Raw genomic sequence first — 15,131 nt, forward strand, 5'->3', positions numbered from 1 at the left:
TCCGCGAACCTACTTGATCCGCTGCAGGGTCCCGTCCGCGGAAACCCCGATCACCGTCGTCACGCCGTCGACCGTCAGGTTCACGATCATCCGTGAGCCCTGCATCGACGTGGTGTACGAGACCGTCGCGTTGGTGCGGGTCGGCGCGATCACGGACAGGATGCTCGCGTTCTGCCCGGTCCGGTTGAACTTCACCACCGGCGACGGCAGGCGCTTGTCGATGGTCGTGTAGTGCCAGCCCTGGATCGGGTCCTGCTGCCCGGTCGTCACCTCGATCGGCGTCGTCTGCTGCTGGAACGGGATCTGCAGCAGCGTCGTCTTCACGGTGTCACCCGGCCGCGCGGCCGTCGCCCGGTCGTTGCCGCTGACAACCACCTTCTGGTCCGCGGGCAGATGCCACAGCGTCGAGTACTCCTGTTCCGCGGCCGACGAGCCGCGATCCAGCACCACCATCAGGTCGGGATCCTTGAGCACCAGTACGTCGCGCGTCCGGTCGACGGCGCCGAGCTTGTCCTTCAACTCGTAGAACTCCGACGTCGCGCCGATCGCGGACCGCGTCAACCGAGTGTCCGGGTGCTCGGCCGCGGCCGAGGCCACGGTCAGCTCGTTGTGCGCGAACTGGCTCTTCGCCCAGCTCCGCCACTCGTCCATCTTGTACCCGGCGTGCCCGCCGTCGATCAGGATGTCCCGCCCGCGCGAGGTGTACGTGATCGACGTGTGGTCCTCGTGGCCGTGCAGTCTCCGCGTCGGCCCGAACCGGATGCTGTACGTCGATTCCTGCGTGAACGGCCGTTTCTCGCCCCAGCCGGTCCGCCCGAAGATGTACCCGGCGTCGAAGATCCCGATCCGCTGCGTCGGCCGGATCCCGCGCTTGCCGAGCGTGCCGGCGTACTCCAGGACCGTGCCGGTGACCGGCGCCGTGCGCACCACCTCGGAGTCGCCGAGCTGCGGCAGGTTCCCGAGCGAGTTGGTCGCCAGCGCGAGCCATTTCGCGAGTTCCCGCCGGCGGGCCGTGATCGTCGTACCGGGATCGGCGCCGCACTTGCGCAGTACGTCGATCGCCCGTCCCCAGAGCGCGTAGTTGAACTGCGCGTACGCCGTCGACTGCTCGTTCGTCGAGCCCTGCGTGTCGATCGACGTCTTGATCGCACTCGTCAGCCGGTCGGACGCGATCTTCTTCAGGTCGTCGCGCTGCAGCGTGCACCCGATGCCGAACAACGCCAGGCTCTCGTCGGTGCCGTGGTTCCAGTCGCCGCTGTAGTTCTTCTGCAGGAACCACGCGTGCTGCAGCAATGCCTTGTCCAGCCACGCGTACGTCAGCGGCAGCCGCGCCACCTTCAGCCCCGACAGCACCGCCTGCCGCAGGCAGATCAGCACGTTGGTGCGGTGCATCGTCGACTCGTACGCACCGACGTCGGACTTCCACGAGTACGGGTTGTCCTTGACCCAGTCGTGGGTGATCGCACTGACCCGCTGCAGCGCGGCCTTGTCACCGCGCGCGGCGGCGTCGATTCCTTGCCCGAGCCAACGAAGCGAGTGCAGCCACATGTACCAGCTGGGGTTGTTGGCCGGGTTCATCCGCCAGTTGATGTTGCCCTTGCCGTCACCGACCTTGGTGGGCGGCGTCGTACCCCACGTGAACGTGTCCTTGTAGAGGTTGGCGACCGGGTTCGCGTGGTCGATCCCGCTGTACGCCGGGCACGTGTACACGTTCTGCCGTACCGGTGCCGGCGGCGGCGTGGGCGGTTCGGGCGTGTGGCTCACGGTCGGGTCCGGAGCGGCCTCCGGCTCGGAGCCGCCCCACGGGATCATCAGCACGGCGCCCAGTACGGCGACGCTCACGAGCAACGCGATCGTGAGCCGGAGCGTCGTACTGGACGTGCGGAGATGTCTCGCCGGCATCGTTGGTCCTCCCCCCATACCCGAAGGCATGACTATTCTGGCCTAGACCTGAATTCGGGTGGGGCGATCCCCGGGTCAGAGTCACGGTGGTGGTGTCGCTGAGTCGCGGTACTTCAGAAAACGTGGAGCGCGTCGCCGAAGGTTGCACCCGGCATCAGATCGGCCGGTCAGCTCCTGTCGTGTACGTCGCCATCGGTTCCCCCCGAGGTCAGATTGTTTCCTCTACCTCATAGATGTCGTGAGTGCTCCGAAAAGTTGCGCGGATCGGCGACTCCGGTTTCCGGTTGCCCGGAAGGGCAGCGTCAGCTGGTCCGGATCGCCTGCAGAATCAGGGCGTTCCGCGCGTTCTGACCGGTCGGCACGGTCGTGTGCCGCCCGTCACGCAGATCGGTGTGCAGCCGCTCAGGCTGGGCCGCCAGGAACTCGGCCCAATGAACGATCCGCAGGTTCGGATGCCGCGACGCTGCCTGCGACAGCTGCAGGTTGATCCACTCGCTGTTGCGCTGATCTGCGACCTGGACCACGGTCGGCTCGTCCGTCCGGGACACCTGTACGTCGACCCAGACCACGGATCGCTGCGGGCCGGCGATCCGGAGCGCCCGCTCGACCTGTGCCGCGAACGCGGGCGGGTCGAAGATGTCGTTGGACCCGACCGCCATCACGATCCGCCGCGGGAGGCCGTAGCTCCGCGACCACTGTTCGAGAGCGTCGACCGCCGCGGAGGTCGGCTGGCCGGCCCAGCTGTACTGCGCGAACGACGTACCGAGCTGTTGCCCGAGGAGCCGGCCGAGCGCCGCGCCGTCCTGTACGGCGATGCTGTCCCCGAACAGCACCACGCCGTCGGACGCGACCACGTGGCGGACCTCCGCGCTGCTCGAGATCACCCGATTGTTCGCCTGCCAGGACCCGAGCGCGCCGGATCCGTAGGCCCCCGAGTTGACGACCGGTGCGGCGGCCTTCGCGTGCGCGGACGGGGCTTCGAGATGCAGCAGCGCCAGAAGGAACGCGGTCAGGACCACGATGACGGCGGCCGAGGTCGACCAGCGCTTGATGAACATGCCTACCTCCTCAGCTCTGTTCACGCGGACACCGGCCTCGAGGTTGGCACGCGGGCTAGCGATTTCGGATCGCGTCCGCGATCAGCTCGTTGCGGGCGGACCCGCCGTCCGGCTGGCTGGTGTGAACGCCGTCCCGTAGGTACTGCGCCGGGCCGTTCGGTTGGGACGTGAGGAACCCGGACCAGTCGATGATCCGCAGGTTCTCGTGCCGGAACTCTGCGTCCTGCAGTTGCTGGTTGATCCACGCGCTGTTGGCCCGATCGGCAGCCCGTACGGCGGCCGGCAGCTTGGTGCGGTCGACGTACACGTTCACCCAGTACACCGTCCGGTCCGGACCGGCGATCCGCAACGCGCGCTCGATCTGCTCCGCGAACGCGAGCGGGTCGAAGATGTCGTTCGTCCCGGCCGCGATCACGATCCGCCGTGGCAGACCGTAAGTCCGCGACCACTCTTCGAGCGCATCGACCGCCGCCGACGCCGGCTGCCCGGACCAGTCGTGGAAGGCGATCGCGTCGCCGGTGCGATCGGCCAGCAGCCGTTCGAGCGCGGCGCTGTCCTGGACGGCGATGCTGTCGCCGAACATGAAGACCCCGTCGAACGCGAGCACCTCGCGGATCTGGTCCTCGGGACTGATCCGGTGGATCAGGTTCTGCCACGGGCCGAGCGTGCCCGATCCGTAGCGTCCCGGACCGCCCGACGGGACGCTGTACGACCCGCTGGCGGCGGTGTCGGCGCTCGTCGACCGCGGGTCCAGTACGACGAGGACGGCGCCGAGCAACGCCACCACGAGCAGTGTCACACCGATCGCGAGGACCGACCCGAGGAACGCCCGCCACGCGGACGGCTTCCTGTGGTGCCCATGCCCCGGCTTGTCCCGCACCTGTTGCAACATCTCGACGCCCCCCAGCCTCCGCATCCCTACACTGACATGACGCGGTGACCCCCGAATTCGCTGCATGCTCCTACCCCCAACACCCCGGAGCGAACCCCCCGGTTCCCCACACCAGGATCCCCGAAGAGCCAATTCCTGGATAGGTAAACGGGACGTGGGGGTTCGATCACGACGGGTGGTGCGGACGAGCGACGTACGGCGGGACCGATCAGCCGGCGCGCTCCGCATCGCTGCGTTCGACGCAGAATTCGTTGGCTTCGGGGTCCTTCATCGTGACCCAGCCGCGGCCGTCCGGGACCCGGTGGTCCTCGTGGATCGTGCCGCCGAGCGACAGGATCCGCTCGACCTCCTGATCCCGCGTCCGTTCCGTCGGGCCCCAGTCGAGGTGCACCCGGTTCTTCACCGATTTTCCTTCCGGGACCGCGATGAACAGCAGCCCGGGAAGCGGCGCCGGCGCCTGCACCAGGACCTCGTCGTCTCCCGGCACGTCCCCGTCGGCCACCGGCCAGCCGGTCACGGTACTCCAGAACTGCGCGAGCTTGTAGGGGTCTCCGGCATCGATCGTGATGTGTCGCAGCAACATGCGCAGACCTTAACCGGACAGCGGGATTCAGGGGGTCGCGGACTGTCGGCGGCCGGGTCTACTGTGCGGAGCATGAGCGCCGGGCCAGAGGGTCCGGCCGTTTGGGGGAAGGAAAGGTCGATGGCATCTCGGCTCAATCCGTACATCCAGTTCGACGGCGACGCGCGTGCCGCGATGGAGTTCTACCAGGGAGTCTTCGGCGGCGAGCTGTCCGCGAACACCTTCAAGGAGTTCGGCACCGGTCACGGACCGGACGACGACGAGAAGCTGATGCACAGCCAGCTGGAGACCCCGAGCGGGTTCACGCTGATGGCGGCCGACACGCCGCAGGGCATGCCGTACAACCCGGGCGAGAACATCTCGATCAGCCTCAGCGGCGAAGGCGACGAGCTGCGCGGCTACTACGAGAAGCTGTCCGCTGACGGCGGCAAGGTGACGGTCCCGCTGGAGAAGCAGGTCTGGGGCGACGAGTTCGGCATGGTCACCGACAGGTTCGGCATCAACTGGATGGTCAACGTCGCCGCGAGCTGACGCCGTACGCCGTGCCCGGGACGAAAACCGGTGTCCCGGGCACGGCGTACGCGGCTAGCGTTGACGGATGGGACTCAACGACGTGCTCTACGACCCCATCCGGCACAACAACTGGGCGACCGGCAGCCTGATCGCGTTCTGCCGCGCCCAGAACCTGACCGCCGAGCAGCTGGAGATCACCGGCGTCGGCACGTACGGCGGCATTCTCGCGACCCTGGACCACATCGTGCAGTGCGACGGCAGCTACCTGCGCCGCATCGTCGACCGCCCGCTGGAGTGGGTGGACACAGAACCGGCGGCCGATCTGGAAACCCTGGCCACCTGGAACTCCGAGGCCGGCGTGCTGTGGGAGTACTTCCTCACCCAGCCGTTCGACGTCGACCGCGTGATCGTCATCGACGACAACACCCGGGAAACGCGCGCGGGGATCTTCGTCGCGCAGGCGATCAACCACGCCAACCACCACCGCGAACAGGTCTGCGCGATCCTCACCGGCCTCGGCATCCAGCCGCCCGACATCCAGGCCTGGGAATACGCCTGGGAGACCGAGCGCATCTGGGATCTCGACACAGCCGGTTCAGCTGCTGATGGCGGCTGACATGAGACCGGGCTCGTAGGAGCCGCCGAGCTGGTTGAGCGTGACGGCCATCCGGTTGGTCGCGTTGATCATGGCGATCAGCGTGACCAGCCCGATCAGCTGGTTCTCGTCGTAGTACTTCGCCGCGCGGGCCCACGTCTCGTCCGAGACGCCCTCGGACGCGTCGGCGAGCCGGGTCGCCTCCTCGGTCATCGCCAGCGCGGCCTGCTCCTCCTCGGTGAACACCGTCGAGTGCCGCCAGCCGGCGACCAGGTTCAGGCGAGTCGTAGTCTCGCCCTCGGCCGCGGCCTCCTTCGCGTGGATGTCGATGCAGTTACCGCAGCCGTTGATCTGGCTGGCCCGGAGCATCACCAGGTTCTGGGTCGCCGTCGGCAGGCCGGTCTGCTGCACGAGGCTGTGGACCGCGTACATCCGCTTCGCGAGCTTGCCGCCGAATTCGTTCTGCATCAGGTCGATACGGGGTTCCATCGTCGTCGTCCTCACTATGGGATCTACTGGATGACCACGAGATGCCGCCGGCCCCGGTCCCGTGACAGCCGGCCGGCGTGACGAGCGCCATACCGGCCCCGATGTCACAGGATCGGCGCGGGCGGCATCTTGTGGGTGACACACGCGCGCAGAAGGAGCCAAGCCATGACCGGTACCGACCGGGCCACCGAGGCCTTCGTTGCTCATCGCAACCTCTTGTTCACCGTCGCCTACGAACTCCTCGGCTCGGCCGCGGACGCCGAGGACGTCCTGCAGGAGACCTGGTTGCGCTGGGTCAAGGTGGACCTCGACACGGTGCAGGACCACCGCGCGTACCTGGTCCGGATCGCCAGCCGCCAGGCCCTGCAACGCCTCCGCACCCTCGGCCGCCGCAAGGAGTCGTACGTCGGTCCGTGGCTGCCCGAACCGCTCCTCACCGCGCCGGACGTCGCCGAGGACGTCGAACTCGCCGACAGCGTGTCGATGGCGATGCTGCTCGTCCTCGAAACGCTCAAGCCGACCGAACGGGCCGTGTTCGTTCTCCGCGAGGTGTTCGGTCTCGACTACGACGAGATCGCCAAGGCCGTCGACAAGACCCCCGAAGCCGTTCGCCAGGTGGCGCACCGGGCCCGCTCCCACGTGGCCGCCCGCCGCCCGCGCGGCGTCGTCTCCGCCAACCAGACCCGCGACGCACTGGAGGCATTCCAGCGTGCCGTGAACACCGGCGACCTCCAGGGCCTGGTCGATATCCTCGCCCCCGACGTGGTCTTCCTGGGCGACGGCGGCGGCGTGGTGCAGGCCCTCCCGCGTCCGGTCGTCGGTGCCGAGAAGGTCGCCCGCCTCCTCGCGCTGGCTGTCGAGCGGCTGGCGGAAGGGTCCCTCGAGATCACCCAGATCAACGGGCAACCGGCACTGATCCTCCGCTTCAGCGACGAGGTGGACACGGTCACCGTCCTCCACGTGGAGGACGGCAAGATCGCCGGCCTGTACGCCGTACGGAACCCCGCCAAGCTTGCCCACCTGACGGAGGAGACCTTCCTGACCCGCTAACTGACGTCGGGGCGTGTCATCAGCGGGGCACGCAGGTGTAGCTCCAGGTTGGGGGTGGTCAGCGGTACGACGTTCCACGCCGCTGTGGCTGTTCCGGCGTCGACCACCAGGCGTACGCGGTGTGGGCTGGTGATGACGTACAGGTCTGCGACGAACGTGTCGCCCTGCCAGGCGCCGGTCGCGACGATCGGACGGCCGAGCGGGGAACTCTCCCGCCACTCGCCGTACCCAACCTGGATCTCGAGGTCGGATCCCAGCCGCAGGAGCCAACCGCCGTCCGTGGCATCGACCACCACTGCGGTCCCGTCGGGCAAGGGCGAATCCCAGGAGGAGCCGTCGGCGTTCGCCTCCACGGATCGCTCTGGTCCCACGGAGCCTGGCACCGGCGCCAAGGACAGCCGGCGTAGCCGCTCGGCGAGGATCTCGTCGTCCTCCGCGCTTCCCGGGTCGTCCAGGCCGGGGAACAAGGAGTCCCAGAACAGGCCGGGCAGCTCGTTCGTCGGGTTGACGGAGCCCGTCACGGCGATCACGAGCTCGTGCTCGGGGACAACCACGCAGTATTGACCGAAGGAGCCGTGACCGTGGTACCCGTGCCGCGACATCCAGAACTGGTACCCGTAGCCGCTCAGGAAATCGGGGTTCGGCGCCCAGTTCGGCAGCGGGAGCGTCTCGATGTGCCGACTGGTCGCGAGCTCCACCCACTCGCGCGGGATGAGCTGTCGGCCGTGTGAGCGGCCTCCGTGCAGCAGCAACTCACCGAACGCGGCGACAGCCTCGGTTGTGAGGTGCAGCCCGTGGAACCCGAAGGCGGCACCGCTCGCCACCGTGTCCCATTCGGCGTGGTCGATACCCATCGGCTTGAACAGGCGTTCGTCGAGCAGTTCCCGGAGGTCGCGGCCCGTGACCCGTTCGACCATCCGGGCGAGGATGTAGGTGGTCGAGTTGTCGTACGTGTGCCGTGTTCCCTCGGCGTCCGCAAACGGTACGCGGAGGAAGCCCTTCACCAGATCGTCCGGTTCGAGTCGCCAGGCCTCTTCGAGACTGTCCTCGGGGTGACCGGCCGTCATGGAGAGCAGATGGTGAACGGTGATCCGTCGCCCCTGCTCCGAAACGTCGTCCGGAACGTGGTCAGGCAGTACGTCGACCAACCGATCATCCAGCGCGAGCAGCCCGTCGGCGACCGCGAGCCCCACGGCGATCGAGGTGAACGACTTCGTCAGCGAGTAGAGCAGATGCGGCCGCTCCGCCGAGTAAGGCGCCCACCACCCTTCCGCGACCACATACCCCCGCCGCACCACCATGATCGAGTGACACTCAACGCCCTGCTCTTCAAGCCGATCCAACAACTCAAGAATCGAACGCCCCGAAACCCCCACAGCACGAGGCGCAGAACGCGGCAACAGAGCAGACACGCCAGGAACAGTAACAACGCTGTGGGATGTTAGGCCCGTGCTTTTCTAGCTGAGTAGGCGGGTGGATTCGGGGACGGGGGTTAGTGGGGTGCCTGTGGTCAGGTAGGTGGTGAGGTTTTGGACTACGAGGTTGGCCATGGCGGTTCGGGTGGGGATGGTGGCGGAGCCTACGTGGGGGAGGAGGACGGTGTTGGGGAGGGTGAGGAGGTCGGGGTGGACCTTGGGCTCGTGTTCGAAGACGTCGAGGCCGGCGGCGTGGATGGTGTTGGTGCGGAGGGCGTCGACCAGGGCCTGCTCGTCGACGACGGTGCCGCGGGCGACGTTGATGACGATGCCGTCGGGGCCTAGCGCCTTCAGTACTTCGGCGTTGACGAGGTGGCGGGTGGTGTCGCCGCCCGGGATGACGATCATCAGGATGTCGACGTCGGCGGCCATCTCGACCAGGGACGGGTAGTACTGGTACTCGACGTCCTTCGGGCTGCGGTTGTGGTAGGCAACGGTGATGCCGAACGGCTGGACGCGGTCGGCGATCGCCTGGCCGATGCGGCCGAGGCCGAGGATGCCCATCCGGCGGCCGTGCATGGTCGCGCGGGTCAACGGGTACGGCCCGCCGTCGGCCCACTTGCCGTCGCGAAGGTAGCGCTCTGCCTGCCCCAGTTCGCGCACAGTCATCAGCAAGAGACCGAGCGCGGTGTCGGCGACCTCGTCGTCCAGGACGCCGGGGGTGTTGGTGACCACGACACCGCGCTCAGCGGCGGCCGTCGCGTCGATGCGGTCGTAGCCGACGCCGAAGCTCGCGACCAGGCGGACCGCGGGCAGGCGGTCGAGGTACGGGCCGTCGATCGCCGTACCGCCCGTGGCGACGGCGACGATCTCGTCCCGGCGGGCCGCGAGGACGGCGTCCGGGTCACTCTCCTCCCAGAGCCGGATCAGCTCGCAGTGACCGTCCAGCCCGGGGGCGACGGCTTCGTGCATCGGTCCTGGCATCAACACGACTGGTAGTCCCATGGCCTCATCTTTGTCGACGGCCACGACCGGGGCCAGGAACCCGACCAGCATCTGAACGGAAACCGAAGTTCACCCGCGGACCCTGTTGCCCCGGCGGCCGAAACGACGACGATCAGGGCAGGAGGTCACCATGATCATCGACTGCGCTTACTACCGGGACGGTCGCCGCCAGCACGTCGAGGCGATGTCGGTCGCGGACGCCGCCGCGAGCTGCCGCGCGGGCGGGTTCGTCTGGCTGGGGATGTACGAGCCGACCGCCGAGGAACTGACCGAGGTCCGGGAGAGTTTCGGCCTGCACGAGCTGGCCGTCGAGGATGCGCAAACGTTCCACCTCCGCCCCAAGGTCGAGCCGTACGAGGGCGACATCCGCCTGGTCATCCTCCGCACCGCCCGGTACGACGACGAGCGCGAGGAAGTGGACTTCGGCGAGGTCAGCGTCTTCGTCGGGCCGGCCTTCGTGATCACCGTCCGTCAGGGCGTGGCGAGTGACCTGCACGGCGCGCGGATCCGGCTCGAGCAGCGGCCCGAGCTGCTGGAGTGCGGGACGAGTTCGGTGCTCTGGGCGATCCTCGACCAGGTCGTCGACGGGTACGGCCCGGTCGTCGCGGAACTGGAGCGGGACATCGAGGAGGTCGAGCGGACGGTGTTCGCCGGTTCGGTCGCCCCGACCGAGCGGATCTATTTCCTGCGCCGCGAGGTCACCGACTTCTACCGCGCCGTCCACCCGCTGATCGCCGTCCTCGCGACCCTGGAACGCGATGCCCGCAACACCGCGCTCCTGCCGTACTTCCGGGACGTCCACGATCACCTCGTCCTGGTGAACGAGGAGGTCGCCGCTCAGCGTGACCTGCTGGCCACCGTCCTGGAGGCGAACATGGCGGTGATCGGCGTCGAGCAGACCAAGGTCAGCGTCCGGCAGAACGCGACGATCGAGCAGCTCACGATCCTCGCCACGGTCTTCCTCCCGCTGACCTTCGTCACCGGCTTCTTCGGCCAGAACTTCGGCTGGCTGGTCGACCACATCGGCGCCGAGTGGGACTTCCTCGCCCTCGGCATCGGCGGCCTCCTGATTCCGTGCATCGCGCTGGCGATCTGGTTCCGCCGCCAACGAGCAGCCCGACGGCAAGCTACCTGACCGGCCTGATTCACACGGTGTTCCGCCGGCGAGCCGAGGGTCGGGAGCACGATCCACATCCCCTGGAGGTTGTGATGCGAAAGCTCCCCGCCCTCGTCGTCGCGACGGCAGTACTGGCCGCGGTCGTCCTGTCCCCGGCGTCCGCTGTTCCGGTGCGCACAGTCGACGTCAGTACGACGGCCGTGACACCGCCGACGTACGATGCCACACCGCTCACGTCGTACCCGGCGTTCGACGCGAACCAGGCGATCGCCGTCGACGCGAAGTACTTCTACGCCGTCAACAACCGCACGATCACCAAGCACGACCGCCGCACCGGTGCGCCGCTGCTGCAGTTCGCGGGCGACACCGACGGCCCGTTCAAGCACATGGACAGCGGTGTGGTCGTCGGCTCCAAGTTGTACGCCGTGCACTCGAACTACCCCGAGTGGCCGATGGAGAGCTCGATCGAGGTGTTCGACACCAAGACGATGCGCCACGTCGACTCGTACTCGTTCGGGATCTACCGTGGCTCGCTGACCTGGCTGGACTGGCACGACGGGGCGTGGTGGGCCGGGTTCGCGAACTACGACGACATCTCCGACGAGACGAACCAGCCGTACGGGCAGACGTACAACACCCAGGTCGTGAAGCTGAACGACAAGTTCCAGCCGCTCGCGTCCTGGACGATCCCGAAGCCGATCCTGGACCGCTTCAAGCCGATGTCGAACTCCGGCGGCTCCTGGGGACCGGACGGCCGGCTCTGGCTTACCGGCCACGACCTCGGTGAGGCCTACGTGATGGAACTGCCGGTCGCAGGTGCCGAGCTCCGCTGGATCGCGACCGTCGAGCTGCCCGACGTACAGGGTCAGGGCATCGCTTGGGATCGTTCGGATCGACGGCACCCGACCTTCTGGGCGATCAGCCGGCCGAATCGGCTGGTCCACACGTTCAGCATGCCGCTGAGCTCACTGCAGACACCGACCGCCAAGGGTTGGCAGATACTCGGCCCGGGGCAGTTCCGTAAGTAATTGGATCGGGTAGCGGTCAGCTCCCGACCGCTACCCGCTCCAAGCTGGACACATGACGAACACAGCAACGCTCTACGCATACTTCGGCTACCGCGACGCGGTCGGTGCCCTCCGCTGGCTCGAGAAGGCGTTCGGCTTCGAGACCACGATGGAGGTGCCGGACGACAAGGGCGGCGTCATGCACGCCGAGATGCGGTACGGCGGTGTCGCGTTCACCCTGTTCACCGACGAGGAGGGCTACGACCGCCCTGCCCGTAAAGGCGAAACCGTCGGCCACGGGCTGTACGTCGGCTTCGACACGCAGGACGAGGTCGACGCCATCTTCGCGAAGGCCACGGCCGCCGGAGCCGACGTGGTGTGGAAGCCCGAACTGACCCAGTGGGGCAACTACCGCTGCCGCGTCGCCGACCCCGAGGGCTACGAATGGACCTTCGGCACCCACCGCCCCGGCCAGCCCGCTGCCTGGTAGCCGAGACAGCTCTCTTGCGTCCGAAGATCCGAGGGCTGTAACCCACGGTTCTTCGGACGCAAGCAGCTACGAGCCCCAGCCGCCGAGGTTGAGGTCGGTGATGACGACCGGTTGGCCGGTGGCTAGTGACTGGTTGGCGGCGATGCCGACCGCGACGGCGCGGACACCGTCGTTGACGTCGGCCGCGCGTCCCAGCGGATCGTTGCCGGGGCCAACGAAGAGGTCAGCGTAGATCAGCCGGTCGCCGCCGCCGTGGCCGCCTTCGCCGCGGGGGATCTCGACCTCGACGGCAGGCGCCCAGTGCTTCTGCAGCACGAGCCTCTCGCCGTTGGTGCGCACGTCGCCGGCGATCACGCGGTCGGACGGGTAGCTCGGGTCGATCTGGTCGTCGACGACCGCGGCCCGTTCGACCACTTCCAGCTCGGCGCGGCCGAGCGTGCCGTTGACGGCAACGCGGTACCCCTCCCACGGCGAGTGCGCGTTCAGCGAGTAGCTCAGCCGCGCACCGTTCGCGTACTCCGCGATCACGGACATGTTGTCCTCGATCGTGATCCCGGGTGCGAACACGTCCTGGTCGCGCAGGTACCCGTCGTACTTCTCGTTCTCGTAGTACAGCTGCCGGTTCGTGTCGTCGGTGCGCAGGTCGAGCAGCCACGGGTCGTCGGCGGCGCCGTCGATCGTGCCGCGCGCCGGACGCTCGCCGAGCCCGCGGGCCGCCGCGTTGTCGGCGCCGTAGAAGGCCAGCCCGCCGGAGGCGAACACGCGCGTCGGCGTCGAGGCGATCCACCAGTTCACCAGGTCGAAGTGGTGGGACGCCTTGTGCACCAGCAGACCGCCGGAGTTCTTCTTCTCGCGGTGCCAGCGGCGGAAGTAGTCGGCGCCGTGCCGCGTGTCGAGCACCCACTGGAACTCGACGCTGGTGACCTGCCCGATCTCGCCGTCCTGGATCAGCTGCCGCAGCGCGCTGTTCCGCGGCGAGTAGCGGTAGTTGAAGGTGACGACGACGGACTTGCCCGACTCGTTCATCGCGTCGACGATCTGCCGGGTCCCGTCCGCGTCGATGGTCAGCGGCTTCTCGACGATCACGTCCGCACCCGCCCGCAGCAGCCGCGACACGACCGCCGCGTGCGTGTAGTCGGGGCTGGTGACGACAACGCGGTCGACGGCCTGCTCCTTGACCATCCGCTCCAGGTCCTCGGCGCCGTACTGCGGGAGCTCAGGACCGCCGAGCTCGGTCAGCTTCCGCTGGTGGAACGCGAGCCGGCCCGGGTTCGAGTCGAGCAGGGCGACCAGCTCCGCCTCCTCGGGGTGCTCCTGGAGGATCGCGCGGATATAGGACTGTGCTCGCGAACCGGTCCCGGCGACTGCATAGCGTCTGGCCACGGTGACTCCTTCTACTCGTGTAGACACAAACGCTAGCAATCGCTTTCCGGACGGGTCAACCGTCGTACCATCACTGCATGCCCAAGGATCCGGTGACCCGCAACGACGTGGCGGAGTACGCCGGAGTCAGCACGGCCGTCGTCAGCTACGTCGTGAACGAGGGCCCGCGGAAGGTCGCGCCCGAGACCCGTGCGCGGGTGCTGGACGCGATCCGCACGCTCGGGTACCGCCCGAACGCGACCGCGCGGGCGTTGCGGATGGGTACGACGCGGACCTTCGGCCTGATCACGCCGGACGGGGGCAACCCGCTCTTCGCGGGGCTCGCGAAGGCGATCGACCGGGAGGCCGCGGCCCGGGGGTACGTCGTACTGCAGACGAGCGCCGACGGGGACCCGGTCACCGAGCGGGCGAAGATCGCCGAGCTGCTCACGCGCCAGGTCAGCGGGCTGCTGCTGGTCGCGCCGACCGCGGATCCGTCGCTGGACGACGTCGAGGTCCCGGTGATCGCGATCAACCGGGTACTGCCGACGGTCAGCTCGGTGCGGCCGGCGTACCGCGAGGGCGCCCGGATCGGTGTCGAGCACCTGATCTCCCACGGGCATCGCACCATCGGCCTGGTGATCGGCGGCGCCGGCCACCCGGAGCGGGAGCTCGGTTGGCGCGACGCGCTCGCGGCCGGTGGTCTCGCACCGGGGCCGGTGGCCCACGCGACCTTCAGCCGCGCGGGCGGGCGTGCGGCCGGCCGGGAGTTGCTGGCGTCGCCCGACCGTCCGACGGCGATCTTCGCCAGCTCCGATCTCCAGGCGGTCGGTGTCCTGAGCGCCCTGCACGAGGCGGGTCTGCGAGTGCCCGACGACGTTGCGGTGGTGGCGTTCGACGGCACCCCCGAGACCGAGTACAGCTGGCCGCCGCTGACCGTCGTACGTCAGCCGCTCGAGCGGATGGCCGAGGCCGCCGTCGGCCAGTTGATCGACGGTGCGCAGGCGGTCGAGGCGTTCACGTTCCCGACGGAACTGATCCTGCGCAGGTCCTGCGGCTGTTAGAGGGTCCCGACGTCCTCGAAGATCAGCGCCGTCCGGGTCGCCAGGACCTCGGGGATCGCCTGGAGCTTCTCCAGGACCAGGCGGCGGAGGCCCTCGTTGTCGGCGGCGCGGACCAGCAGGATCGCGTCGAAGTCGCCGCCGACCAGCGCCATGTGCTTGATCTCCGGGATCGCCTGGAGTTGTTTGCGGAGGGTCCGCCAGGAGCTCTGCCGAAGACTGAGGGTGACGTACGCCGATGTTGCGAGGCCGAGTCTGAGTGGGTCGACGGTGACCGTGAAACCGGTGATCACGCCGGTGTTCGTGAGCCGTTCGACGCGGGCGTACGCGTTCGCGCGGGAGATGTGCACCTCGTCGGCGAGGGCCCGGATCGACAGCCGTCCGTCCCGCCCGAGCGCCTCGATGATCTGCCGATCGATCTCGTCGAGCGCCGGGGCGACGACAATCTGTCCAGGACCGGCCCGGTGGACGATCACCTCTTCGGACATTCTGTGGCCCCAATCGGCATCCTGGCATCAAACGTCTCGCGATTCTTCCAGCTATAGATCAACTTGGCCAGTAGGGACGACGATGTGGCTACCGTCCGTCTCCT

The 15,131-nt window shown here is 68.1% G+C and carries 16 protein-coding genes; 7 read left to right on the top strand and 9 right to left on the bottom strand.

Annotated features, from left to right (window positions below; genetic code table 11):
* Positions 1 to 9 precede the first annotated feature (9 nt).
* The 4 genes from E0H92_RS04820 to E0H92_RS04835 form a co-directional block, all read right to left on the bottom strand.
* Positions 10 to 1,902, bottom strand: a complete 1,893-nt coding sequence (locus E0H92_RS04820; protein WP_238173313.1) for a heparinase II/III domain-containing protein — start codon at positions 1,900 to 1,902, stop codon at positions 10 to 12.
* 302 nt (positions 1,903 to 2,204) lie between these two features.
* Positions 2,205 to 2,960 carry an SGNH/GDSL hydrolase family protein gene (locus E0H92_RS04825; protein ID WP_238173314.1) on the bottom strand — a complete coding sequence of 252 codons (756 nt, stop codon included), beginning with the start codon at positions 2,958 to 2,960 and terminating at the stop codon, positions 2,205 to 2,207.
* 55 nt (positions 2,961 to 3,015) lie between these two features.
* Entirely contained in the window at positions 3,016 to 3,876 is an 861-nt protein-coding gene (locus E0H92_RS04830; protein ID WP_202873515.1) for an SGNH/GDSL hydrolase family protein, read from the bottom strand.
* 184 nt (positions 3,877 to 4,060) lie between these two features.
* Positions 4,061 to 4,435, bottom strand: coding sequence for a VOC family protein (locus tag E0H92_RS04835; RefSeq protein WP_131464922.1), 375 nt, complete (start codon positions 4,433 to 4,435; stop codon positions 4,061 to 4,063).
* A gap of 120 nt (positions 4,436 to 4,555) precedes the next feature.
* Here E0H92_RS04835 and E0H92_RS04840 point away from each other — a divergent pair, with 120 nt between their 5' ends.
* The gene (locus E0H92_RS04840) at positions 4,556 to 4,966 is read left to right on the top strand and encodes a VOC family protein (protein WP_131464924.1); all 411 of its coding nucleotides are present in this window, start codon (positions 4,556 to 4,558) and stop codon (positions 4,964 to 4,966) included.
* Positions 4,967 to 5,033: 67 nt separating this feature from the next.
* The gene (locus tag E0H92_RS04845) at positions 5,034 to 5,564 is read left to right on the top strand and encodes a DinB family protein (protein ID WP_131464926.1); all 531 of its coding nucleotides are present in this window, start codon (positions 5,034 to 5,036) and stop codon (positions 5,562 to 5,564) included.
* On the opposite strand, the gene E0H92_RS04850 is transcribed toward E0H92_RS04845, so the two are convergent.
* Positions 5,544 to 6,032 (bottom strand): carboxymuconolactone decarboxylase family protein, encoded by a 489-nt coding sequence (locus tag E0H92_RS04850; RefSeq protein WP_131495500.1) that lies wholly within the window; start codon positions 6,030 to 6,032, stop codon positions 5,544 to 5,546. The two genes, E0H92_RS04845 and E0H92_RS04850, sit on opposite strands and share 21 nt — an antisense overlap.
* Positions 6,033 to 6,197: 165 nt before the next feature.
* Here E0H92_RS04850 and E0H92_RS04855 point away from each other — a divergent pair, with 165 nt between their 5' ends.
* Positions 6,198 to 7,082, top strand: a complete 885-nt coding sequence (locus E0H92_RS04855) for an RNA polymerase sigma-70 factor (protein WP_131283551.1) — start codon at positions 6,198 to 6,200, stop codon at positions 7,080 to 7,082.
* On the opposite strand, the gene E0H92_RS04860 is transcribed toward E0H92_RS04855, so the two are convergent.
* Together E0H92_RS04860 and E0H92_RS04865 are read right to left on the bottom strand one after the other, a co-directional pair.
* Positions 7,079 to 8,494: a serine hydrolase domain-containing protein gene (locus E0H92_RS04860; protein ID WP_202873516.1), complete on the bottom strand. Its 1,416-nt coding sequence runs from the start codon at positions 8,492 to 8,494 to the stop codon at positions 7,079 to 7,081. The genes E0H92_RS04855 and E0H92_RS04860 overlap by 4 nt on opposite strands.
* 45 nt (positions 8,495 to 8,539) lie before the next feature.
* On the bottom strand, positions 8,540 to 9,502 hold the full coding sequence (locus E0H92_RS04865) for a 2-hydroxyacid dehydrogenase (protein WP_165549695.1): 963 nt from the start codon (positions 9,500 to 9,502) through the stop codon (positions 8,540 to 8,542).
* Positions 9,503 to 9,632: 130 nt separating this feature from the next.
* Between E0H92_RS04865 and E0H92_RS04870 the strand changes: the two genes are divergently transcribed.
* The 3 genes from E0H92_RS04870 to E0H92_RS04880 all read left to right on the top strand — a co-directional run bounded on the left by E0H92_RS04870 (position 9,633) and on the right by E0H92_RS04880 (position 12,116).
* Positions 9,633 to 10,637 carry a magnesium and cobalt transport protein CorA gene (locus tag E0H92_RS04870; RefSeq protein WP_131283542.1) on the top strand — a complete coding sequence of 335 codons (1,005 nt, stop codon included), beginning with the start codon at positions 9,633 to 9,635 and terminating at the stop codon, positions 10,635 to 10,637.
* Positions 10,638 to 10,711: 74 nt separating this feature from the next.
* Positions 10,712 to 11,647, top strand: a complete 936-nt coding sequence (locus E0H92_RS04875) for a hypothetical protein (RefSeq protein ID WP_131495501.1) — start codon at positions 10,712 to 10,714, stop codon at positions 11,645 to 11,647.
* A gap of 52 nt (positions 11,648 to 11,699) precedes the next feature.
* A complete protein-coding gene (locus E0H92_RS04880) occupies positions 11,700 to 12,116 on the top strand; it encodes a VOC family protein (protein ID WP_131464932.1) in 417 nt (138 codons plus the stop codon).
* A gap of 66 nt (positions 12,117 to 12,182) precedes the next feature.
* On the opposite strand, the gene E0H92_RS04885 is transcribed toward E0H92_RS04880, so the two are convergent.
* Positions 12,183 to 13,499: a Gfo/Idh/MocA family protein gene (locus tag E0H92_RS04885; RefSeq protein WP_238173316.1), complete on the bottom strand. Its 1,317-nt coding sequence runs from the start codon at positions 13,497 to 13,499 to the stop codon at positions 12,183 to 12,185.
* Between the two features lie 77 nt (positions 13,500 to 13,576).
* On the opposite strand from E0H92_RS04885, the gene E0H92_RS04890 reads away from it, so the two are divergent.
* Entirely contained in the window at positions 13,577 to 14,542 is a 966-nt protein-coding gene (locus E0H92_RS04890; protein WP_131495503.1) for a LacI family DNA-binding transcriptional regulator, read from the top strand.
* Here the strand turns inward: E0H92_RS04890 and E0H92_RS04895 are convergent.
* Complete coding sequence (locus tag E0H92_RS04895; RefSeq protein WP_131464938.1) at positions 14,539 to 15,027, bottom strand: Lrp/AsnC family transcriptional regulator; 489 nt, start codon at positions 15,025 to 15,027, stop codon at positions 14,539 to 14,541. The two genes, E0H92_RS04890 and E0H92_RS04895, sit on opposite strands and share 4 nt — an antisense overlap.
* Between the last annotated feature and the right edge of the window lie 104 nt (positions 15,028 to 15,131).

It is taken from the genome of Kribbella speibonae (genome assembly GCF_004331375.1).
Taxonomy (GTDB): Bacteria; Actinomycetota; Actinomycetes; order Propionibacteriales; family Kribbellaceae; genus Kribbella; species Kribbella sindirgiensis.

Coding starts and splice junctions, on each gene's coding strand:
- E0H92_RS04820 (WP_238173313.1), bottom strand. CDS start 1,902: ATGCCGGCGAGACATCTCCGCACGTCCAGTACGACGCTCCGGCTCACG.
- E0H92_RS04825 (WP_238173314.1), bottom strand. CDS start 2,960: ATGTTCATCAAGCGCTGGTCGACCTCGGCCGCCGTCATCGTGGTCCTG.
- E0H92_RS04830 (WP_202873515.1), bottom strand. CDS start 3,876: ATGCGGAGGCTGGGGGGCGTCGAGATGTTGCAACAGGTGCGGGACAAG.
- E0H92_RS04835 (WP_131464922.1), bottom strand. CDS start 4,435: ATGTTGCTGCGACACATCACGATCGATGCCGGAGACCCCTACAAGCTC.
- E0H92_RS04840 (WP_131464924.1), top strand. CDS start 4,556: ATGGCATCTCGGCTCAATCCGTACATCCAGTTCGACGGCGACGCGCGT.
- E0H92_RS04845 (WP_131464926.1), top strand. CDS start 5,034: ATGGGACTCAACGACGTGCTCTACGACCCCATCCGGCACAACAACTGG.
- E0H92_RS04850 (WP_131495500.1), bottom strand. CDS start 6,032: ATGGAACCCCGTATCGACCTGATGCAGAACGAATTCGGCGGCAAGCTC.
- E0H92_RS04855 (WP_131283551.1), top strand. CDS start 6,198: ATGACCGGTACCGACCGGGCCACCGAGGCCTTCGTTGCTCATCGCAAC.
- E0H92_RS04865 (WP_165549695.1), bottom strand. CDS start 9,502: ATGGGACTACCAGTCGTGTTGATGCCAGGACCGATGCACGAAGCCGTC.
- E0H92_RS04870 (WP_131283542.1), top strand. CDS start 9,633: ATGATCATCGACTGCGCTTACTACCGGGACGGTCGCCGCCAGCACGTC.
- E0H92_RS04875 (WP_131495501.1), top strand. CDS start 10,712: ATGCGAAAGCTCCCCGCCCTCGTCGTCGCGACGGCAGTACTGGCCGCG.
- E0H92_RS04880 (WP_131464932.1), top strand. CDS start 11,700: ATGACGAACACAGCAACGCTCTACGCATACTTCGGCTACCGCGACGCG.
- E0H92_RS04890 (WP_131495503.1), top strand. CDS start 13,577: ATGCCCAAGGATCCGGTGACCCGCAACGACGTGGCGGAGTACGCCGGA.
- E0H92_RS04895 (WP_131464938.1), bottom strand. CDS start 15,027: ATGTCCGAAGAGGTGATCGTCCACCGGGCCGGTCCTGGACAGATTGTC.